The sequence below is a fragment of the Corynebacterium sp. MSK310 genome, from assembly GCF_030227355.1.
GTDB lineage: Bacteria > Actinomycetota > Actinomycetes > Mycobacteriales > Mycobacteriaceae > Corynebacterium > Corynebacterium rhinophilum.
In genome coordinates this window covers 132,071-151,857 of sequence record NZ_JASPFZ010000003.1, presented here as the reverse complement: position 1 = coordinate 151,857, position 19,787 = coordinate 132,071, and the positions used below count along the sequence as shown (strand labels likewise).

Here is a 19,787-nt window from a genome sequence, read left to right as displayed (position 1 = left end):
TGCCGTTTTGTGGGTTTTACTCCCACTCGATGGTTCCCGGTGGCTTGGAGGTGCAATCCAAGACCACGCGGTTGACGTCCTTGACCTCGTTGGTGATGCGGGTGGAGATCTTCTCTAGCACGTCATAAGGCAAGCGGGTCCAGTCCGCGGTCATGGCGTCCTCGGAAGATACTGGGCGCAGCACGATGGGGTGGCCGTAGGTGCGGCCATCGCCTTGGACGCCGACGGAGCGGACATCGGCAAGCAGCACGACCGGGCACTGCCAAATCTGCTCGTCCAAGCCAGCATTGGTTAGCTCGGTGCGGGCAATCAGATCCGCCTGGCGCAGAGTCTCGAGGCGCTCCTCGGTAACCTCGCCGATGATGCGGATGCCTAGGCCCGGGCCCGGGAAGGGTTGACGGCCGACGATCTCTTCCGGCAGGCCCAACTCGCGACCCACCGCGCGCACCTCGTCCTTAAAGAGCAAGCGCAGCGGCTCGACGAGCTCGAACTCGACGTCATCCGGGAGGCCGCCAACGTTGTGATGCGACTTAATATTGGCGGTGCCATCGCCGCCGCCGGATTCAACGACATCCGGGTACAAGGTGCCCTGGACGAGGTAATCGACGGTGGAGCCGGCGGGGGCATCGTCAAGCACACCGGCCACGGCGCGCTCAAAGGAGCGAATGAACTCCGCGCCGATAGCCTTGCGCTTTTCCTCGGGGTCGCTCACGCCAGCGAGCTTCTGCAGGAAGGCCGAACGCTCGTCGGCGGTAACCAGCTTGGCGCCGGTCGAGGCCACGAAATCCGTTTCAACCTGCTCGCGCTCGCCCGCGCGCAGCAGGCCATGATCGACGAATACACAGGTCAGGCGATCGCCAATGGCGCGCTGCACCAAGGCCGCAGCGACCGCAGAGTCCACGCCACCAGACAGGCCGCAAATAGCGCGGCCTTCCTCGCCTACTTGGGTGCGGATATCCGCGATGAGCTGCTCGGCGATATTATCGGCGGTCCAGTTTTGCTCCAGACCGGCGATCTCCGTGAGGAAGCGGGTGAGCACTTCTTGGCCGTGGGGCGAGTGCAACACCTCTGGGTGGTACTGCACGCCGGCCATCTGCTTGGCCGGGCACTCCATCGCGGCGACTGGGGCACCGGCGGAGGTTGCGGTTACATCGAAGCCCTCGGGGGCGGCGGAGACGGCGTCGCCGTGGGACATCCATACCTTGTGCGTGGGCTCGAGGCCCTTGTGCAGGATGCCGCCCTTGACGTCGATATCGGTGCGGCCGTATTCACGCTCACCGGTAGACGATACGGTACCGCCGAGGATGTGGTTCATGGCCTGGAATCCGTAGCAAATGCCGAAGACCGGAACGCCAAGCTCCAGCAGCTCAGGCTTGAGCGCTGGGGCACCATCGGCATAGACGGACGACGGGCCGCCGGACAAAATAAGCGCGGCGGGGTCTTTAGCTTTGATTTCCTCGATAGAGGCGGAGTTGGAAACAACCTCGGAGTAGATTTTGGCCTCGCGCACGCGGCGGGCAATGAGCTGCGCGTACTGAGCGCCAAAGTCCACGACGAGGACTGGGCGCGGGGTAGTATTTGGCTTAGTCACGCCCCATAGTCTAGCCCATAGGCCCCGCGGCCTAGGAAGCGCTTGCCCATGTAGCGCATTGCGGCGGCTTTCGCGCCGTGGTGGCGCGGGGCGCGCAAGCGAATCGGGGTGCGCAAGGGCCCCTCTTGCGCAGCAGCGCGGCTGCGCGAGATGAAGCGATTCGGGGCGTGCGGCGCGGGCTTGCACGGTGCGAGGCGCGCCGCACGCTACTTAGTAGCGAACCGCGAGCTCGACCTTCTGGAAGGACTTCAGGTCGGTGTACCCGCACTTTGCGAGGGCACGCCGCAGCGCACCCACAAGGTTGGTGCGGCCGAATGGTTCGCTGGATGGGCCGTGCAGCACGGTTTCCAGGCTCGGCGCAGCCGCGGGCTCAGCGTCGCCTGCGGTAAGGAAATCCACATCGAGGTCGGTATCGACCCCGGCGAACTGCGCGTATCCGCGCGGGAACCGCGGGTGGCCTGCTGTAGCCGGCCAATACCATCCCCTACCGCCTGCCTCACGGGCCTGGGCAAGAAGGGGGCCGAGCGCAACACTATCGGCGCCGCAGGCGAAGGCCTTGACGATGGTCCCGGAATTATCGAATTCCGCATCCGCAATGATGTGCACGTAGCGGCCCTCGGTCTCGTCAAGGTAGTCGCGGCGGGCGGCGGCGGCATCGGCAATGGCGGTGGCCATGGCGGTATCGATGCCGACGGTTTCCGCGTTGGTCGTTACGCCCGCGCCCACGATGACGCCGGCCGCCCCGGTGCGCATCAGGTGCAGCGCCGTGGTGTAGTCCGCCACGCCACCGGCGATGACGGGTACTTCAAGCGAGCCGATAAATTCCTTCAGGTTCAGCGGCTCGCCGCCGGTGGCGACGTGCTCTGCTGACAGCAAAGTGCCCTGGATGAACAGTAGCTCGGCTCCGGCGGCAATGGCCTTCGGCGCCATCTCGCGGGCGTTTTGGGGCGAAACGCGCACGGCGACGGTCACACCGGACTCGCGCACTTGGGCAATGCGGGAGGCAAGGAGGGCATCGTCAAGCGGGGCGGCGTGCAACTCCTGAATGGTGGAGTTATCGCCCGGCTGGGAATAGATGCGCGCCAACGCACCCTCGAGGTCCTCGTGGCGGCCCCACAGGCCTTCGGCGTTGATGACGCCGAGCCCGCCCTGCCTGCCCATCTCGATGATGAACTCGGGCGTGGCGAGCGCATCGGTGGGGTGCGAAACGAAGGGGGTATCGAAAGTATAGGCATCGATATTCCAGGTGGTATCCACGTCCTTGGACGAGCGCGTGCGGCGCTGGGGGACGATGGAGACCTGGTCTAAATCAAAGGTGCGGCGGGCCTCGCGGCCGATGCCGATTTCGGCGTATTCACGCATGTTTGTCCTAGCGGTAGTTCGGGGCTTCGGCGATTTGCTGCAGGTGGTGCGGGTGGGATTCCTTCAGGCCCGCGGCGGTGATCTGGACAAATCGCTTGGTCTTGAGCTCATCTAAGGTGGCCGAGCCGGTATAGCCCATGGCCGCGCGCAGGCCGCCGATGATTTGGTGCACGATGGCATCGATCTCACCGCGGAAGGGCACGCGACCCTCCACGCCTTCTGGCACCAGCTTGTCCTCGCTGCGTACGTCGGCCTGGAAGTAGCGGTCCTTGGAGTAGGAACGCTTTTCGCCGGAAAGCCCGCGACCCTGCATGGCGCCCATGGAACCCATGCCGCGGTAGCGCTTGTACTGCTTGCCCTGGTACACCACGATGTCACCGGGCGCCTCAGTGGTGCCGGCGAACATGGAGCCCAGCATGACGGTATCGGCACCGGCGGCCAGCGCCTTGGCGATGTCACCGGAGTACTGCATGCCGCCATCGCCGATGACCGGCACGCCCGCGGGGGCGGCGACGGCTGCGGCCTCCATCAGCGCGGTGATCTGCGGCGCGCCGACGCCGGCGACGACGCGGGTGGTGCAGATGGAGCCCGGGCCGATGCCGACCTTGATGGCGTCCGCGCCGGCGTCGATCATCGCCTGGGCGGCCTCGCGGGTGGCGAGGTTGCCGCCAATGACGTCGACCTTGTCGCCAAAGTCCTTCTTCACGCGGGAGACCATTTCGAGCACGCGGTTATTGTGTGCGTGGGCGGAGTCGACGACGAGGGCGTCAACGCCGGCATCGACAAGCGCGGCGGCGCGCTGATAGGACTCCTCGCCGGTACCAATGCCCGCGGCAACCAACAGACGGCCGGAAGCATCCTTGGAGGCGTTGGGGTACTGCTCGGATTTGACGAAGTCCTTGACGGTGATAAGGCCAATGAGCTTGTTATTTGCATCAACAATCGGCAGCTTTTCTACCTTATTGGCCGACAGCAGCTCTAGGGCCTCGTCCTTGGACACGCCCTCGCGCGCGACGACGAGCGGCATCGCGGTCATGACATCGCTGACTTTGCGGTCAAAGTCCGGCTCAAAACGCATATCGCGGTTGGTGCAAATGCCCAGCAAGGTGCCGTCCTCATCCACGACCGGCAGGCCGGAAATGCGGAAGCGGGCGCACAGGGCGTCGACCTCGCCAATAGTCATCTCGGGGCGGGCGGTGACCGGGTCCGTGACCATGCCGGACTCGGAGCGTTTGACGATTTCTACCTGCTCGGCCTGCGCTTCCGCAGAAAGGTTGCGGTGCAGCACGCCGATGCCGCCCTGGCGCGCCATGGCGATGGCCATGCGGGCCTCGGTCACGGTATCCATCGCTGCGGATGCCAGCGGGACGCCCAGGCGAATATTGCGGGTAAATTGCGCGCCGGTATCGACCTCGGAGGGCACGATATTGGACTCGGCGGGCAAAAGAAGCACGTCATCAAAGGTCAAGCCGCGCAGGGCTACCTTGTTCGGGTCATCTCCACCAGTGTGAATAGGGTAATCGCTCATCGAGGTATCTCCTTAAACAGGTTCAGCGGCTACCCCAACTGTAGTGCGTGCCCGGCCAAGGACACCATTCAGGCTAGGGGTTAATTGCCTTAAGCGGGCAAGTTCAATAGGCTCGCAGGCGTGAACTTCTTCGCCAATATGCCCCGCGATCCTTTTGCAGACGATCCGAATGACCCTGCGTCCTTCCTGGAGGAGGACGAGCAGGTCATGCCGCTTTCCGATGAAGACCGCCTCGCCCTCATCCACGATCTCGCTCGGGTAGAGAAATTCGCAAGTGTGCTCGGCCCACGCGGGATCGATGGCATCTTCTTCTTGTGTGAAGACTGCCAGGAAAACCACTTCTACGAGTGGGACATTATGGCCGCCAATATGCGCGCCACGCTGGCGGGCGAGCTCGCCCCAGTGCACGAACCGGGGGCAGAGCCCGACCCGCGCCGCTACGTGCCGTGGGACTACGCGCTGGGCTACGTCGACGGCCTAGAAAACCGCTAGGGCGTGTAAGTCACCGCCCTCGTTATTACTCGGCGCCCGCCCCCAACTGAATGGTTGTGGTGGGTGCTTCTTCGGGCTCGCGCGTCTCCGGCTGCGGATTCGCCGGCGCCTGCTCCGTTACCACCACGGTTGAGGTCTCGTACTGCGTTTCCGTTACGGTTTTTGGTGCTGGCTCGGGGTTATCCTGCGGCTTTTGGCCCGGCGCGGTCTCAGTAGCAGTTTCCGTCACGGTTTTCGTCTTCGGACGGGCAGGACGCTTCTTTTCGGCTTCCTCTTTGGCAGCGATGGCATTTTCTTCTTTGCCCTCAGCCTCTTCAAGCTTGGAGCGGGCTTCCTTCATAAGCTCGCGCGCGCCTTCGAAATCTCCCTCTGCCGCGCGGGATTCCATCTCATCTAAGGTGCCGGCCAGCTCCACGTTGCGGGTCTCATCCGGCCTATCAAACACGCCAGAATTAACCATGACCCCGCCCGCACCGGCGAGGATGACGGTGGCGGCGGCCGCGCCGATAAGTCCGTGCATCACGGGGCGATTGCGCCGACGAGACCGCGCCTTATCGAGACTAATGACTTCTGGTTCTTCCTCTGCCCCGTCCACGCGCGGGGCTGGCGGCATCTGCTTATCGATGTCCCCCTTCAGCCCTAGCAACAACCCAGCGAGCTCATCGCTGCCGTTGGAGGGGTCTTTGCCCTGCGACAGCTCGGTGAGGAATGCATCATCATCTACCAAGGGCTGGAGCTGCTCCGTCAGGTCATCGTTATTCTTTTTGGAGTGTTTGGAGGCCATGATGGTTTCTGTCCCTCCTTCCTTTCTGAAGGTTTACGCGTGTCTCTAGAGCGGGGTTGTGGCTTTAGCCCTCAGTGGCTAGTTGTTGCCCAAGGGCCTTTCGCAATTGTGCGAGAGCTCGGTGTTGTGCGACGCGAACCGCACCCGGGGTAGACCCCACGATATCGGCGGTTTCTTCTGCCGAAAGACCAACGAACACGCGCAAAATAACGATGTTTTTTGCCTTGTCACTTAAGGTATCGAGCAACGCGCGCATTCTGTTACTACCGTCATTTTCCAGCGCCCATTCCTCGGGAGTCGCCTCGTTCGCGGTGCTTTCTGGAAGCTCTTCGGTGGGTGTAGAGCGGTCGCGACCCATGGCGCGGTGGGCATCGGTGACCTTATTAAAAGCGATGCCGTAGACATAGGCCATAAACGGCCGGCCTTTATCTTCATAGGAATCGATAGAGGTAGCGACGGCGAGGCAGATTTCTTGGGTCACGTCTTCCGCAGTGGGCTGGCGCCCGCCACCGATGCGCGCGCGGCAATAACGCAGCACCTGCGGATGAATAATTTGCAGGATAGATTGCAGTGCGCGGCGGCTACCACCAGCGGCCAGCGGAACGAGATCCGCTAGCTCTTTATCCTTATCGCTCACGAGTGTACCCTCTGCAGACTATTAAATCGATATTCAACCATATTTCCTCTGGGGCAGGGAGCGCAAAGGGACAACTGCGTTGCACACCTCCGCCTCGGCACTGCCCTTGCTTGGCGATGCCCCAGCAAGGAAAAACACCACCAAGAAACCCGCGCCCAGCGGTTGTACCTGCTTTGAAGGCGGGTTTATGGCCCCTGCACAATAGAAAGAGGAAAATTCATAATTCGTTAACCTTAGTCATTATTGCAGGTAAATGGGCGCTAACGAGTCCCATAAATAGATACAATACCTAGAAGTTAAATACTAGTAACCCTTTGTTTACCAAGACGCGACACACTACAAATCGTTGCGGTTCGCGGATGACTCTCCACCGGCCGCCAGCGTAAGAATTCTCGTCCTGTTATAAGGAGATTAAGAAACGTGTCTCAGTCCAAGTCTCTTCTCGGACCTACTGCAGATGTATGGGATTGGCAGTTGCAAGGTGCGTGCCGCGGTGAAAACTCGGACGTTTTTTACCATCCAGACGGAGAGCGTGGCCGAGCCCGCGCCCAGCGCGAAAACCGCGCCAAGGCCATCTGCAATTCCTGCCCGGTTATCGAGCTGTGCCGCGAGCACGCCCTGCGTTCAGCCGAACCGTATGGCGTCTGGGGCGGCATGAGCGAGTCTGAGCGCGTGGTGGCGCTGCGCAAGCGTCGCCGCACAACGGTCAACGTTTAACCCAAAATTAAAGTTAGCGCGCAAAGTCCACACACCGCGTTCGCGGCGGGCGGGAGTCCGGGGTTCCGAATTAGCCCTGCGTAGCAAGCGCCTGCTGCAAATAACGCCCCGTGAGGGACGCCTTCGAGCCCGCTAAGCCCTGGGGTGTGCCGCTAAAGACGAGGCAGCCTCCGGCTGAAGAGGAACCCTAAGCTTGGCACCTTTTGTGAACTAGCCTCTCCCCTGCTGCCGCTGGCGGCTAAAAAGGTCTACCGTGGCATCGCACGGGTTATGTTCCCGCGTGCTTTACGTATAAGCCAGAAGCCCGCCGCAAGCCTCCCCAATAAGACGGGGAAGGTGCGGCGGGCTCTGAGCTAAATACAGCGCAGGAATTAGTGGTGGTGATGGCCGTGGCCGTGACCGGCCTCAGCGTTGTCTTCTTCCTGCGGCTTTTCCACAACGGATGCCTCGGTGGTAAGAACCATGCGGGCAACGGAGGTGGCATTGACCACTGCGGAGTGGGTGACCTTCACGGGATCGATGATCCCGTTATCGATGAGGTTGCCGTACTCCAGGGAGTTGGCGTTAAAGCCTTCACCGTTGGCCATCTCAGATACGCGGGAGACAATGACGGAGCCATCGAGGCCTGCGTTTTCTGCGATCCAGAATGCCGGGCGGGTCAGGGCGCGGGCGACGGCGAGAACGCCGACCTTAGCCTCGCCCTCGAAGTCCTGGGCAAAGGACTCGAGTTCCTTGGAGATCTGCACCAGCACGGAGCCGCCGCCGGCGATGACGCCTTCTTCCACGGCCGCGCGGGCGGCGTTGATGGCGTCCTCGACGCGCAGCTTGCGCTCGTTGACCTCGGTCTCGGTTGCGGCACCGACGCGGATAACGGCGACGCCGCCGGAGAGCTTGGCCAAGCGCTCCTCGAGCTTTTCCTTATCCCAGGTGGAATCGGTGCGGGCGATTTCGCCGCGGATCTGTTCACGGCGATCGTCGAGGGCTGCGGCGCTGCCGCCGCCATCGACAAGCACGGTGTCTTCCTTGGTGATGGTCACGCGGCGTGCGGAACCCAGCACCTCGAGGCCGACCTCGTTCAGGTTGACGCCCACCTCAGGGTCCACCACGGTGGCGCCGGTAACCACGGCCAGGTCATCCATGAAGCCCTTACGGCGCTCGCCAAAGTACGGTGCCTTTACGGCAGCAACCTTCAGGACCTTGCGGATGGAGTTGACCACGAGCGCCTGCAGCGGCTCGCCCTCGACGTCTTCCGCGATGATGAGGGTCGGGCGGTTGGTTTCTGCAATCTTTTCCAGCAGCGGCAAGAAGTCCGGCAGGGAAGAAATCTTGTTGCGGACGAGCAAAATGGCGGCATCGTCAAGCACGGCGTGGTTGGTCTCTTCCTCCGTAGCGAAGTACGGGGAAAGGTAGCCCTTGTCAAAGGAAATACCTTCGGTGACATCCACGGTGGAGTCCATGGTCTGGGACTCCTCGACGGTGACGACGCCGTCCTTGCCCACCTTTTCCATGGCGCCGGCCACCATCTCGCCGACCTCCGGATCGCGGGAGGACACGGTAGCTACCTGCGCGATTTCGGAGGCGGAGTTAACCGGGGTGGCGCGTGCCTTAAGCTCCTCGACGGCCTTTTCCGCCGCTGCGGAGATGCCGCGGTTGAGCTCAATCGGGTTAGCGCCGGCTGCAACGTTGCGCAGGCCCTCAAAGATGAGCGCCTGGGCCAGCAAGGTCGCGGTGGTGGTGCCGTCGCCGGCGATGTCGTTGGTCTTGACCGCTACGGACTTAACCAGCTGGGCGCCGAGGTTCTCGAAGGGCTCCTCGACATCGATATCGCGGGCGATGGTCACGCCGTCATTGGTAACGGTCGGGCCACCGAAGGCCTTGGACAAGACGACGTTGCGGCCGCGCGGGCCGAGGGTGACCTTGACGGCATCAGCCAGCGTATCGACGCCGCGCTGAATTCCCTCGCGGGCTTCTTGGTCGAATGCAATAAGCTTTGCCATAAGTAGTTCCTACTTCTCGATGATGGCGAGGATGTCGCGCTGGCTCAGCAGCAAGTACTCTTCGCCGTCGTACTTCAGCTCGGTGCCGCCGTAGCGGGAGAAGACAACGGTGTCGCCTTCCTTAACGTCCATGGGGATGCGGTCATCGTCATCTTCCCAGCGGCCCGGGCCGACGGCGATAACGGTTGCTTCCTGCGGCTTTTCCTTTGCGGAGTCCGGGATAACCAGGCCGGATGCGGTGGTGGATTCTGCTTCTACGATCTGTACGAGGACGCGGTCCTCAAGCGGCTTAATAGTTGCCATGATGTTTCCTCCGTATTGTTCGTTTGCGCACCTTAATGGCGCGCGCGTGCCGGTTGTGGATGTCCAGCACAGCCGTCGTCGCGGGTGAACAACTGTGGGTCAAACAACCTGATTAGCACTCTACCCTCGTGACTGCTAACCCTCAACAACGACGCGACCCCCGTTGCTGGGCCGCGCTACGGCGCCAAGTGCGTCAGGGACACCACGCGTACCCCGCTCGGATGCCGAAAGCTCAGGTTTCCTCCCGTCACGATCATCAAGACGGGCGGGACCTCCCATTCAAAGCGTTCTGCGAAGGCCTGCAAATTGCTTACCGCCTTCTCAATGATCTCTTGGCTTTGCCCCAATTTAATTTCTACGAAAACGGTCCTGCCCGCCAGCTCAAATACCGCATCCACTTCCAACCCAGAGGCATCACGGGCGTGAAAAATACGCTTCCCGCTTAGCACTGCCAGGTCATGGACAACTTGGGATTCAAAAAGCTGCCCGACAAAGGCAAGGTTGCGCAGCAACTTGTCTGGGGACGCGTCCACGGCAGCAGCCGCCAACGCCGGATCCGCCAGATGCCTCTTCGGTGCCGTTCGCAGGCTAGCCCGGGAGCGAAGATGGGAGGACCATGCCAATTGTTCTTCCACGATGAAGATGCGCTGCAACGCAGCAAGGTACTCGCTGACCGTAGCCCTTTGCGCGCCAATATCGGTAGCAATAGAAGAAATGGACTGTTCTGTGGCTACCCCACGGGCAAGCGAACGAATAAGTGTCGTTACTTTTACCGGGTCCCTTCGCACACCATCGGCGGCATTGATATCCACGTGGGCCACAGTATCGATATAACTGCGCAGATTCTCCTGCGCCGCCTCAACGGAAAAATTCCGGTTTGCGGGCCAGCCTCCGTGCGCCATGCGCTCGATAATCCCTGCAACATCTACAACCGTCTCCCCATTCGACTGGGGGGATTCCTGAGCTACCAATTCGGCTAATGATACTGCGCCATTAGAATGCCCCGACTCATAAAAACTGAAGGTCTTCATCCGCAGCCTGGCTATGCGCCCCGCACCCGAGTGCCTGGATTGTTCCTCCATTGGCGCAGTCGACCCAGTAAGAATGAACTGCCCAGGCGCTTGCCGACGGTCAATCTCATGCCGCACCAAGTTCCACAACTGCGGTTTTTCTTGCCACTCATCAAAAACTCGCGGCGTATCCCCCTCCAACGCCAAATCCGGAACGGTGCTGAGCTGCATGTCGAGATTTAAATCCGTATCCACTTGGACGAGACTGCCCGCAATTTGCCGTGCGGTCGCGGATTTCCCACAGCCCTTTGGGCCTTCTATCAACACTCCACCGGATCGCTGCAGGACTCCATGAAGCCGCGAATCCTCTACTCGCGGGAGATAAACATAGCCTTCTTGAACAGTCATTTTAAACCCATCCATCAGTTTGAGCGCGTTTTACCCATCAGAATATCAGAGTTTTGCCCATCAGTTTGAGCGCGTTTTACCCATCAGAATATCGGCGATTCATCCATCAGTTTGTGCGGATCTGGGCGGTTGAGCGCAGAAATCCCGCGAGAATGAGCTTGACGGCGCACAGCGCGAGAAACATGGCGCCAAAAATTAGGCCGAACGGCGCCCACCACACCCCGGCGAGGCCCTCCCACAGCGCGCCCATCCCGGAATGAGAATCGGGATGCAGCAGCTGGTTGAGCAGCATCACTACCGTTGCGCTCAAGGCAATGACTATCGCCGCAGCGGTAACGGTCAGGCAAAAGGCCTCTCCCACCTGCACCCGTGCCCACGCCGCCGGTGAGGCGCCGGCCAACCGCAGGCCGCGTACATCGCTAGCGATGCGCGAGCGCATAATGAGTGAGGTCAACACCGCACCAACGATGCTCGGGGCAACGACTGGGCCGAGAAATGCCGCGAAGACTCGCCCCGATGACAAGGTATCGAGGCTTTCCGTACCTTTGAGCATCATCACCCCAGAGCCCACTGCAACGATCAAGCCACCGAGCAATACCCACGGCACGATATGAGGCACTGAGAAGCGGCGACGCACCCGCACATTGGCCCCGGCGATGCCGCACAGGCGCGTCCATTGGTCCAGGGCGGGCATAAGCCACGGCGTCATGAGTGCCACCAGGATGACCAGCCCCATAGAAGCGGCGAGGCTATCGCCCGGATCCTCAATCTGCAGGCAGCCGTACACGGCACCGCCTACCAAGCCTGCGGCCACGAGGCAGCGCAGCACCACCCACACCGGGCGCGATTCCACCCGCGGGCGAAAGACCCGGCGCAGCGGTATGAGGGCACCGCAAACCGCCGATGCCACACACACGGACACGGCGATGCGGATGACCAGCGGGGTAATGGCCAATTCCGGCATGGGAATCCCGTCGCTGCGAAAGGCCGCGGCCATGGGCTCGACAAACAGGCGCGCCGGGAAGGTCCCGATGAGCGCCGCGATAGCGCTTACGGCACTGACCTGCCCCACGATGAAGCTATTGATCATCCACCCGGGCATGCCAATCATGCGCCACGAGCGGTAGACGGGTTCGCGTTCCTCAATGATCAGCCGCATCTGCGACAACGTAATCAACACGACGGCGCAGACCGCCATGCCCAGCACGGTACCACCGAGAGGCCCCGTGGGATCATCGTCCGCGTCCGAGGTGGCTACCAGCATCGATACCGCCAGTGCACACGCGGCCGATGAGACCACCATGGTCAGCGCAACGGCAAGCCAGGATAGCCAATTGCTTTGTAAATCCTTAAGCCACACCAGCATGGTTGGCCTCCTGGAGCTCGATAATGCGGTCGGCGGCCTCCGCGGCAAGGTAGGAGTGGGTCACCATGACCACTGCGGCCCCGCCCCGTGCGGCGGTGCGGAGATGGGTAAGGACGAGCTCGGCGGTGGCATCGTCAAGCGCGCCCGTGGGCTCATCAGCAAAGATATACGGTGCACCGGCCAGCAAGGCGCGGGCCACGGCAACGCGCTGCTGCTGGCCGCCGGAAAGCTGCGCGGGCAGGCGGCGCTCAAGCCCGTCAAGCCCCAGAGACGCAAAGGTCTTCTGCACCTCGTCGCTGGTGCAGCGCCGGCCGGAAAAGTGCGCGGTCAACGTGGCATTTTTGCGGGCGTTGAGCGATTCCAGCAGGTTATAGTCCTGGAATACGAAGGCGCGCTCCGTGCGGCCCGGCGCGTTGACCGTGCCGGAGCTGGGCTTATCCAGCCCGGAGAGCAGGTTCAACAGGGTGGTCTTGCCGCTACCGGATGGCCCCATAATCGCGACAAATTCCCCCGGCTCGATGCTTAAGTTCACCTCGGCGAGAGCGGGATGGGTGCCGTAGCGCTTGCTCAGATTCTGTGCTTTTAACATGCTTCCCATTCCACCGGCCGCATCCCGCACGCGCGATGGGGATAGCTGCCCAGAAAATGGTGGGGCTAGCTCTACTGCCACCACCCCGGCGCGGCGGCTAGGCTGAACGAATATGCGAACTGTCAAGGCCAATGCGTGGAGCCTCGTCCTCGGTGTGCTCGCGCTTCCGGGACTGGTGGTCTCCGTACTCATGCTGCCGTGGATTCCGCTGGTAGCCCGCGCCGCGGAGTTTATCGGCCGCTGTGGTGCGAAATGGATGGGCGTTGATATTCCCGCGCGACGGGCCAACCGTTGGTTTGATTGGCAGCAGCTTTATCACCTCCTACTGCAACTTCTTATTTGCGTGGCCTGCTTTGCCAACTGGGTCTTTGTCGGTTTTGTCGCGGGCGTACTGGTTATCGCGCCGTTTATTCCGCAGGCCGAGTTCAACGTCGGCGAGTGGACCACCGATAATCGCCCATTGATTTTTGTCGTGTGCTGGCTCGCGGCCACCGTGCTCTTCGTCCTACTGGTGGTGCTCAACCGCCTGCTGGTCAAGGCCTCTATTTCCCTCACCCGCCTCGCGCTGAGCCCTTCTGCGCAGGAGTTGGCGGCCTCACGCGCCACGCTTATTGATGCCTTTTCGGGCGAGCGCCGCCGCATCGAGCGCGAGCTCCACGACGGTCCCCAGCAGTACCTGACCGCGCTCAAGCTCAACCTGGCTGCGGCCAAGCTGCAGGCCCCGCCCGAGGCTCAGCAGGCGCTTGCCGATGCCGAACACAACGCCACCCATGCCCTATCCGCCCTGCGCGCTACCGTGCGCGGCATTGCACCACAGGTGCTTTTCGATGACGGCCTCATCCCCGCCCTCGATGAGCTCTTAGCCCACAGCGGGCTCGACGCGGAATTGCACGTTGAAGGCGCAGAACGCTCCATTGGGGAAACGACGGCGCTACTGGCCTACCACGCGGTAGCAGAAGCACTAACCAACGCGTCCACCCACGGCGCGGCCACCGCCGCCACCGTGTCCATATCTTTTGGCGACGATCTCCGCGTGAGCGTCCGCGATAATGGCGTCGGCGGCCTCTCCGCAGGAGGAGGCCCTAGCGCGTCCGGCCCCGCGCATTCCCGTGCCGGCGTTGGTACCAGCGCCGACACAGGTGACGAAGCGACTAGCGCAAAGACCACCGGGGCGACTGCGGGCACTGGGTTGGCAGGGCTGCACGAGCGGGCAGCGGCACTAGGCGGCAGCGTCGACTTCTTTCCCGCTCACACAGAGGGACAAGGAGCAACCTTAACCATGTCACTACCGCTAAAGGAGGCCCGATGAAACTCTTATTGGCAGAAGATTCTGCCCTTTTGCGCGCCGGGCTAGAACAGCTTTTGACGGCACTGGGCCATAGCGTGACCGCTGTCAACGATGCGGAGGAATTGCGCGCCTGCGCGGGCAGTGACCACTTCGATCTGATCATTAGCGATGTCCGCATGCCGCCTACCATGAGCGATGATGGGCTGCGCGCCGTGCACGATGTTCGGGCAGCAGACCCGTCGCAACCGGTGGTGGTGCTCAGCCAATACGTGGCGGCAAGCTACTTGGACCGGCTCTTAGAGCACGGCGGATTCGGCTACCTGCTCAAAGAGCGCGTATCTGATGTGGACGAATTCGTGCACACCCTCGAGGAAGTGGCGGGCGGCGGTACCGTCGTCGACCCAGAAGTGGTCACCGCCCTGCTATCCGCGCGGCGCACGGGGCTGAGCCAATTAACCGCCCGCGAACGCGAGGTTTTGGGGCTCATGGCACAAGGTTTGAGCAATCAAGAAATTGAAAACGCGCTGGTATTAACCGCGGGCGCGGTAAGCAAGCACGTCTCCAATGTTTTTCTAAAACTCGGATTTCGTCCCGAAGACGCCAATCGCCGGGTCAAAGCGGTGCTGATGTGGCTGCGCCACACCGAGCGTTAAAAAGGGTGCTTATGCGCTCTTCGTGGAGTTGATGACCGCAGCGCGCCAGAGCGTGTACTCGTCCGAGAAATCCTCGCGGTAGTTTTTCACCGCGCGGATGCCGTGCTCAACGGATGCGATGACCTCGTCGATGTAGTCTTCCTCGCCCTCTGCATCCACGAAGATAACTGGGCCGCTGATAGCGCGGATGGGATCCTGCAAAAAGGCGGAGTTTCCCGTGTCGGCAGCATTGCGGGCCAGGGAAGCAACCGGGTTGGGCTCGGCGCCTTCCTGTTTAGCTTCTGGGTTATACAGCGCGGCGTAGGTCGTGCCGTCATCTTGAAAGACGACGGAGACGCGATCCTCGGTGGTGCCGCCCAAGAACTGGTTGGCGTGTTCTAACTCAAACTCGATTTTTCTGCGAGTGAGATCGGGGTTGACGAGGAAACCAACGGTCATGAGAGAAAGATCCTTTAAAGCGGAGAAGGCGTGAACGCGTTAAACGTTACCGCCGCTTCCCCCACCCCGCAGTGCGAGGAAGAAGAACTTTAGGTTAACTGTGGCTCTTCCACATCCATTTGCGTATCGGTGCCAATACCCAGGCTCGACGGCGCAGCCCCCTCATGAATGAGCTGGGCGCCAAGGGCTGCAATCATCACGCCGTTATCGGTGCACAGGTTAAACCGCGGCACGCGCAGCTCCACACCGGCGGCATTGCAACGCTCGGCGGCTAGCTCCCGCAGCCGGGAATTGGCCACGACGCCGCCACCGAGCAACAGCACCTTCGCCCCGGTATCCTCGCAGGCGCGAATGGCCTTGGCGGTGAGTACGTCGGCCACCGCCTCTTGGAACGAGGCGCATACATCCTCCACGGAGATGGTCTCGCCGGCCTTTTCGGCGCGCTCCACATAGCGCGCAACGGAGGTTTTGAGCCCCGAGAAAGAGAAATCATGCCGGTGCTCGCCGCGCAGATCTTCGGCACGCGACATGCCACGGGGAAAATCGATGGTGGGTTTTCCGCGGGCGGCCAACTTATCAATGACCGGCCCGCCCGGATACCCCAGCCCTAGGAGGCGGGAGACTTTGTCGTAGGCTTCACCGGCGGCATCGTCAAGCGTGGAGCCCAATTCGCGCATGGGCTTTCCTACGGCCTCGACCTCGAGCAACTGCGTGTGCCCACCGGAGACCAGCAGGGCGATCGAGTGCGGCAGGCTCTCGCCCTCGAGGTTGGCCACGGCGACGTGCCCGCCAAGGTGGTTGACGCCATAAAAAGGCACGCCCCACGCGGCGGCATAAGCCTTGGCTGCAGAAGCACCCACGAGCAGGGCTCCGGCCAGGCCCGGGCCCACGGTGGCGGCAATGGCATCGGGCTTATCGATGCCCGCCTCCTCCAGCGCCGCCCGCATCACCTGCGGCATGGCCTCCAGGTGCGCACGGGAAGCGATTTCTGGCACGACGCCGCCAAAGCGCGCGTGCTGCTGCATTGACGAAGCAACGGCATTGGCGATGATCTCCATGTGGCCGTCTTGGTCCAGCTCGACAATGCCCACCCCGGTCTCATCGCAGGAGGACTCGATGCCCATGACCTTCATTACTGCTCCTTTGCTTCGCGCTGTCTTGCTTGTGGCGACTGGCCGGGGCGCACCATGACGTGCGCATCCGCGCCAGAAGGCTGATAATAATTGCGGCGAATCCCCTCGATGTTAAAGCCATAGCGCCGGTATAGCTCGATGGCGGGATCGTTTCCCACACGCACCTCTAAGAAGATGGGCGCGCTTTTTAAGTCCGCGATATAGCAAATATTGTCCATCATCATGCGCGCGATGCCGCGGCGCTGGGCCTTTGGATCGACGCCGATGGTGTGGATTTCAAACTCGGGGTCCGCGGCTGGGCCCATCATGCCGATGCCTGCATAGCCCAATAAGACCGGCTCCTGGCCGTCCTCCGGCGCTGCGGGATCGAGGGCGCCTTCCACCCCGAGGTAGAAGTTGAAGGGCTGAGCCATTTCTTGCTTAAATACCGCTTCCGTCCACGGGGTTTCACCGGGAAAAAGCACCTTTTCCAGCTCGGCGCAGCGCGGGGCATCGGCAGGGGTGAGCTCGCGCAGGTTCACAGGCGCACCTCTGGAATGGCCGCGGAAAGCTGCTGCTTTTTGGGAGGAACCGCATCGGGCCGGCGCAGGTACAACGGTACGAATGGCTCCGGATCCGCGTCGAGCCGCGCGACGGCCACCAGGCCCTCTGCGGTGGGCGCGGCTTCGCTGCGTGGCAGCGCAGCGAGTTCCTCCGGCAACCCCTCAGCAAGCTTCTCCGGGATGACCACCTGCGCGATGTCCTGCAGGTCAAGCTCCCCCGGCTTCGAAACGTCCGGACCCACAATGCGTTGTCCCGCGCGGTAGGTGGCCCAATAAATTTCCTTGCGGCGGGCATCGGTAGCAACCAGCGCTGCGTCTGCCGCGTCCCTTTCATCGGCTGCATCGGCCCCCGCTAGCGCGGCGTGCGCGATGGCATCATGGGTGCAGACGCCGTGGAGGGGGATGGAGAGGGCATCGGCAAGCGCCTGCGCCGTGGCCATGCCAACGCGCAAGCCGGTAAAGGGGCCAGGGCCCATGCCCGCAACGATGGCGTCGAGGTCGTCGAGCTCCAGCCCGGCCTCGCTCATCACCTCGAGGATGGTGGGCATGAGCCGTTCATTGTGTGCGCGCGTATCGGCCAGCACGCGCTGTGTTATCTGCCCAGACTCGGTGTCGACTACCCCGGTGACCAGGGCGGTCGTCGCCGTATCAATGGCCAGGACGTGCATTAGCCGACCAGCTTCCACACGCCGTCTTCGCTCTGGAAGGCCAGCGGCTGGGAGCCCTGAACCAGCGGAACCCCGCCGTCGAGCCCGTGACCCTGCTGCTCCATGGCCTTAACCTGGGCGTTGATCATCTCGCAGACCTCAACCTCGGAGGAATCCAATTCCTCTACATAGGGATCAACGTTGTGGCCCAGGGCCATGACGTAGCTCTTGCCCTCAGGGACGACGCCGTCCTCGAAGGTGATGTCATCAGGGTTCGGGGCTGCTTCCTTAACCTTGTCTTCCGCCATGCCGGAGCAGATGAAGCCGATGGCGCTGTAGTCGGCGCCGTAGACATCAGAAGGAATGAGCGACATTACCTCGAGGTTCCGCGGGGCGTGCTGCAAGGTATTGGTGAGGTTTCCCTCCAGGGAATCCTCATCACGCAGGGTAGCCCCGGCAACGAGCACCATCATCACAATGATAAATAGCGCGATAATGGTCGTGGTCAGGTTGCGAGCAAATTTAGTCATGGGGTGAGTAACGCTCCTCGGGTCAAGGGGGTCCTATATGTACATATGGTGAAGTGATTGTCAGTTCTATTACCGAGGCTACTCGGCGGCTAACAAGCACTCACCCACTGGGTAGTGCCTGCCAGTGTAGGCGGCATACCCAGTGGGTGAATAATTAGCGCGGGGCATACGGGGCTAAAGCAATAACAATAACAGCACCTGAGCGGCGATAATCTTGCCAATGATGGTGGTGGGATACACCGTTGCCCAGCCGCGCCCAGCGAGCTCCGTGCCGGTTTGGCCCCGGATATAGGCAAATACTGCCGGGTTCGTGGTCATGCCGGCCGCACAGCCCATGGCCTCGTCCCACTTCAAGCGCAGCACTAGCATGCCGATGACGCCGATGAGGATGGCCGATACCAAGGTAATGATAAGGCCAACGCCGATGATGGTCAGCGAGGACGGATCTGTCAGGGCCTCGCGGAACGATGCGCCTGCCGATGTCCCCACGCCCGCAAGGAAGAGCGTCAGCCCCAGGTTCGAGAGGGTTTCCCTGGTATGGAAGGGCATCTGCCAATTGATGGGGCCGGTGCGGTTCAGGTAACCGAGGATGAGGCCGACCACGACGGGACCGCCACCAAAGCCCAGCTGCAGGGTCGATCCGCCCGGCATAGGGACGGGGATAAGGCCCAACAGCATTCCCAAGGTCAAACCGATGGACATGGACAATAGGTAAGCGTTGCCGAGCGCCGATTCGGAATCGCCCAAGTACTTGCGCACCTCGCGCACGTGGTGCGAGCTACACACCACGCGCACGCGGTCGGAGTAATTCAGCACCATATCCGGGTGCGGGACCTCATCGCTATCGCCCTTGCGCACACGGGCGATAATGAAGCCGTGCTCGAGCGCATCGATATCGCGGATGCGCTTTCCCGCCACCTTCGGGTTCGACACGGTCACGCGCTTATATTGCAAGCCCGCCTCTGGGGTGAGCTCGACGGGGTATTCCTCACCGAGCACCTCGATGGCACCGGCGACGTCTTTTTCGGAGCCATTAATAAGGAATGCCTCGCCCTTGCGCAGGGGCATATCCGGCTGTGCCAGACGGTGATTTTCCATATCGGAGATCTCGCGGGTGGCCACCACACTATGTCCGGTTACTTGGTACAGGTGCCCGGCCGTATCCGGGAAGTCTTTGGTCAGCCGCACGCCTTTGGCTACCAGTGGAGCGGGAATCATCCCCTCTTCCTTGGCGTCCGCCTCGTGGTCTACCTTGAGAACCTTCGCGCCGATGGCGGCGACCAGAATCGCACCGATGACCGCGCCTGGATAAGCCAGCGAATAGCCGACGACTGGGGTGGAATTGCCCAGCATATCCACCACAGCCGCCATACCTGGCGTGGACGACAGCGAACCGGCAAACATACCGGCGGCCACATCGGTTTCGAGGCCGAATACGCGGATGAGCCCGAAACCCACGCCGACCAACAGGACCAACATGCCGATCATAAAGACGGTCAGCTTCCAGCCGCGGGTAGCAAATTCGCGAACGAACGACGGTCCGAAGTTCAGGCCAATGGCATAAACAAAAATGGCCAAGCCGAATTGATACACCAGCGGTGGAATCTGGATATCCGGATTGGCGGTAGAAAGCCCGAGCGCCACGAACATCGCGGCCGCGGCGCCAAGAGAGATGCCAAAGAATTTGATTTTGCCGATGGCCAAACCAATGGCCATGATGGCAAAAAGGGCGAGCAGAGGACTAGAGGCTAGGAGATCTAACACCCTTCAAG

20 protein-coding genes are annotated in these 19,787 nt (G+C 61.7%); 4 read left to right on the top strand and 16 right to left on the bottom strand.

Features of this window, described 5'->3' with window-relative positions; translation table 11 throughout:
* Positions 1–16: 16 nt before the first annotated feature.
* The 3 genes from guaA to guaB all read right to left on the bottom strand — a co-directional run bounded on the left by guaA (position 17) and on the right by guaB (position 4,481).
* On the bottom strand, positions 17–1,591 hold the full coding sequence (gene guaA, locus QP891_RS04325; RefSeq protein WP_284770150.1) for a glutamine-hydrolyzing GMP synthase: 1,575 nt from the start codon (positions 1,589–1,591) through the stop codon (positions 17–19).
* 210 nt (positions 1,592–1,801) lie between these two features.
* Entirely contained in the window at positions 1,802–2,953 is a 1,152-nt protein-coding gene (locus QP891_RS04320; RefSeq protein WP_284816969.1) for a GuaB3 family IMP dehydrogenase-related protein, read from the bottom strand.
* A 7-nt stretch (positions 2,954–2,960) separates the two neighbouring features.
* On the bottom strand, positions 2,961–4,481 hold the full coding sequence (guaB, locus tag QP891_RS04315; protein WP_284770152.1) for an IMP dehydrogenase: 1,521 nt from the start codon (positions 4,479–4,481) through the stop codon (positions 2,961–2,963).
* Positions 4,482–4,601: 120 nt separating this feature from the next.
* Between guaB and QP891_RS04310 the strand changes: the two genes are divergently transcribed.
* The gene (locus tag QP891_RS04310) at positions 4,602–4,973 is read left to right on the top strand and encodes a DUF5319 domain-containing protein (protein ID WP_284770153.1); all 372 of its coding nucleotides are present in this window, start codon (positions 4,602–4,604) and stop codon (positions 4,971–4,973) included.
* Between the two features lie 25 nt (positions 4,974–4,998).
* On the opposite strand, the gene QP891_RS04305 is transcribed toward QP891_RS04310, so the two are convergent.
* Positions 4,999–5,757 (bottom strand): PTS lactose/cellobiose transporter subunit IIA, encoded by a 759-nt coding sequence (locus QP891_RS04305; RefSeq protein ID WP_284770154.1) that lies wholly within the window; start codon positions 5,755–5,757, stop codon positions 4,999–5,001.
* 64 nt (positions 5,758–5,821) lie between these two features.
* Positions 5,822–6,394 (bottom strand): sigma-70 family RNA polymerase sigma factor, encoded by a 573-nt coding sequence (locus QP891_RS04300; RefSeq protein WP_284770155.1) that lies wholly within the window; start codon positions 6,392–6,394, stop codon positions 5,822–5,824.
* Positions 6,395–6,814: 420 nt separating this feature from the next.
* Here QP891_RS04300 and QP891_RS04295 point away from each other — a divergent pair, with 420 nt between their 5' ends.
* Positions 6,815–7,111 (top strand): WhiB family transcriptional regulator, encoded by a 297-nt coding sequence (locus QP891_RS04295; protein ID WP_284770156.1) that lies wholly within the window; start codon positions 6,815–6,817, stop codon positions 7,109–7,111.
* Positions 7,112–7,482: 371 nt separating this feature from the next.
* Here the strand turns inward: QP891_RS04295 and groL are convergent, their stop codons facing one another.
* The 5 genes from groL to QP891_RS04270 all read right to left on the bottom strand — a co-directional run bounded on the left by groL (position 7,483) and on the right by QP891_RS04270 (position 12,784).
* On the bottom strand, positions 7,483–9,108 hold the full coding sequence (groL, locus tag QP891_RS04290) for a chaperonin GroEL (RefSeq protein WP_023030149.1): 1,626 nt from the start codon (positions 9,106–9,108) through the stop codon (positions 7,483–7,485).
* A gap of 9 nt (positions 9,109–9,117) precedes the next feature.
* Complete coding sequence (gene groES, locus QP891_RS04285; RefSeq protein ID WP_005277188.1) at positions 9,118–9,411, bottom strand: co-chaperone GroES; 294 nt, start codon at positions 9,409–9,411, stop codon at positions 9,118–9,120.
* Between the two features lie 176 nt (positions 9,412–9,587).
* Complete coding sequence (locus tag QP891_RS04280; RefSeq protein ID WP_284770157.1) at positions 9,588–10,829, bottom strand: ATP-binding protein; 1,242 nt, start codon at positions 10,827–10,829, stop codon at positions 9,588–9,590.
* Between the two features lie 106 nt (positions 10,830–10,935).
* Positions 10,936–12,195: an FtsX-like permease family protein gene (locus tag QP891_RS04275; protein WP_284770158.1), complete on the bottom strand. Its 1,260-nt coding sequence runs from the start codon at positions 12,193–12,195 to the stop codon at positions 10,936–10,938.
* Entirely contained in the window at positions 12,179–12,784 is a 606-nt protein-coding gene (locus tag QP891_RS04270; RefSeq protein WP_284770159.1) for an ABC transporter ATP-binding protein, read from the bottom strand. Before QP891_RS04270 ends, QP891_RS04275 begins: the two co-directional genes overlap by 17 nt.
* Before the next feature lie 112 nt (positions 12,785–12,896).
* On the opposite strand from QP891_RS04270, the gene QP891_RS04265 reads away from it, so the two are divergent.
* Positions 12,897–14,093 (top strand): sensor histidine kinase, encoded by a 1,197-nt coding sequence (locus QP891_RS04265; protein WP_284781908.1) that lies wholly within the window; start codon positions 12,897–12,899, stop codon positions 14,091–14,093.
* A complete protein-coding gene (locus QP891_RS04260; RefSeq protein WP_284770161.1) occupies positions 14,090–14,725 on the top strand; it encodes a response regulator transcription factor in 636 nt (211 codons plus the stop codon). Before QP891_RS04265 ends, QP891_RS04260 begins: the two co-directional genes overlap by 4 nt.
* Positions 14,726–14,734: 9 nt before the next feature.
* On the opposite strand, the gene QP891_RS04255 is transcribed toward QP891_RS04260, so the two are convergent.
* The 6 genes from QP891_RS04255 to QP891_RS04230 form a co-directional block, all read right to left on the bottom strand.
* On the bottom strand, positions 14,735–15,163 hold the full coding sequence (locus QP891_RS04255) for a hypothetical protein (RefSeq protein ID WP_284770162.1): 429 nt from the start codon (positions 15,161–15,163) through the stop codon (positions 14,735–14,737).
* Positions 15,164–15,252: 89 nt separating this feature from the next.
* Positions 15,253–16,296, bottom strand: coding sequence for a tRNA (adenosine(37)-N6)-threonylcarbamoyltransferase complex transferase subunit TsaD (gene tsaD, locus QP891_RS04250; protein WP_284770163.1), 1,044 nt, complete (start codon positions 16,294–16,296; stop codon positions 15,253–15,255).
* On the bottom strand, positions 16,296–16,817 hold the full coding sequence (gene rimI / locus QP891_RS04245) for a ribosomal protein S18-alanine N-acetyltransferase (RefSeq protein WP_284770164.1): 522 nt from the start codon (positions 16,815–16,817) through the stop codon (positions 16,296–16,298). The genes tsaD and rimI overlap by 1 nt, the downstream gene beginning before the upstream one ends.
* Positions 16,814–17,506: a tRNA (adenosine(37)-N6)-threonylcarbamoyltransferase complex dimerization subunit type 1 TsaB gene (gene tsaB, locus QP891_RS04240; RefSeq protein WP_284770165.1), complete on the bottom strand. Its 693-nt coding sequence runs from the start codon at positions 17,504–17,506 to the stop codon at positions 16,814–16,816. Before tsaB ends, rimI begins: the two co-directional genes overlap by 4 nt.
* Complete coding sequence (locus tag QP891_RS04235) at positions 17,506–18,015, bottom strand: hypothetical protein (RefSeq protein ID WP_284770166.1); 510 nt, start codon at positions 18,013–18,015, stop codon at positions 17,506–17,508. The genes tsaB and QP891_RS04235 overlap by 1 nt, the downstream gene beginning before the upstream one ends.
* A 174-nt stretch (positions 18,016–18,189) precedes the next feature.
* Positions 18,190–19,779, bottom strand: coding sequence for an aspartate:alanine exchanger family transporter (locus QP891_RS04230; protein WP_284805865.1), 1,590 nt, complete (start codon positions 19,777–19,779; stop codon positions 18,190–18,192).
* Positions 19,780–19,787: the final 8 nt, after the last annotated feature.

Bases quoted from the DNA above. Each gene is read 5' to 3' on its own strand.
- QP891_RS04320 (WP_284816969.1), bottom strand. From the start codon at position 2,953: ATGCGTGAATACGCCGAAATCGGCATCGGCCGCGAGGCCCGCCGCACC.
- QP891_RS04305 (WP_284770154.1), bottom strand. From the start codon at position 5,757: ATGGCCTCCAAACACTCCAAAAAGAATAACGATGACCTGACGGAGCAG.
- groL (WP_023030149.1), bottom strand. From the start codon at position 9,108: ATGGCAAAGCTTATTGCATTCGACCAAGAAGCCCGCGAGGGAATTCAG.
- QP891_RS04270 (WP_284770159.1), bottom strand. From the start codon at position 12,784: ATGTTAAAAGCACAGAATCTGAGCAAGCGCTACGGCACCCATCCCGCT.
- groES (WP_005277188.1), bottom strand. From the start codon at position 9,411: ATGGCAACTATTAAGCCGCTTGAGGACCGCGTCCTCGTACAGATCGTA.
- QP891_RS04235 (WP_284770166.1), bottom strand. From the start codon at position 18,015: ATGACTAAATTTGCTCGCAACCTGACCACGACCATTATCGCGCTATTT.
- guaB (WP_284770152.1), bottom strand. From the start codon at position 4,481: ATGAGCGATTACCCTATTCACACTGGTGGAGATGACCCGAACAAGGTA.
- QP891_RS04275 (WP_284770158.1), bottom strand. From the start codon at position 12,195: ATGCTGGTGTGGCTTAAGGATTTACAAAGCAATTGGCTATCCTGGCTT.
- tsaB (WP_284770165.1), bottom strand. From the start codon at position 17,506: ATGCACGTCCTGGCCATTGATACGGCGACGACCGCCCTGGTCACCGGG.
- QP891_RS04265 (WP_284781908.1), top strand. From the start codon at position 12,897: ATGCGAACTGTCAAGGCCAATGCGTGGAGCCTCGTCCTCGGTGTGCTC.
- QP891_RS04255 (WP_284770162.1), bottom strand. From the start codon at position 15,163: ATGACCGTTGGTTTCCTCGTCAACCCCGATCTCACTCGCAGAAAAATC.
- QP891_RS04260 (WP_284770161.1), top strand. From the start codon at position 14,090: ATGAAACTCTTATTGGCAGAAGATTCTGCCCTTTTGCGCGCCGGGCTA.
- tsaD (WP_284770163.1), bottom strand. From the start codon at position 16,296: ATGAAGGTCATGGGCATCGAGTCCTCCTGCGATGAGACCGGGGTGGGC.
- QP891_RS04280 (WP_284770157.1), bottom strand. From the start codon at position 10,829: ATGACTGTTCAAGAAGGCTATGTTTATCTCCCGCGAGTAGAGGATTCG.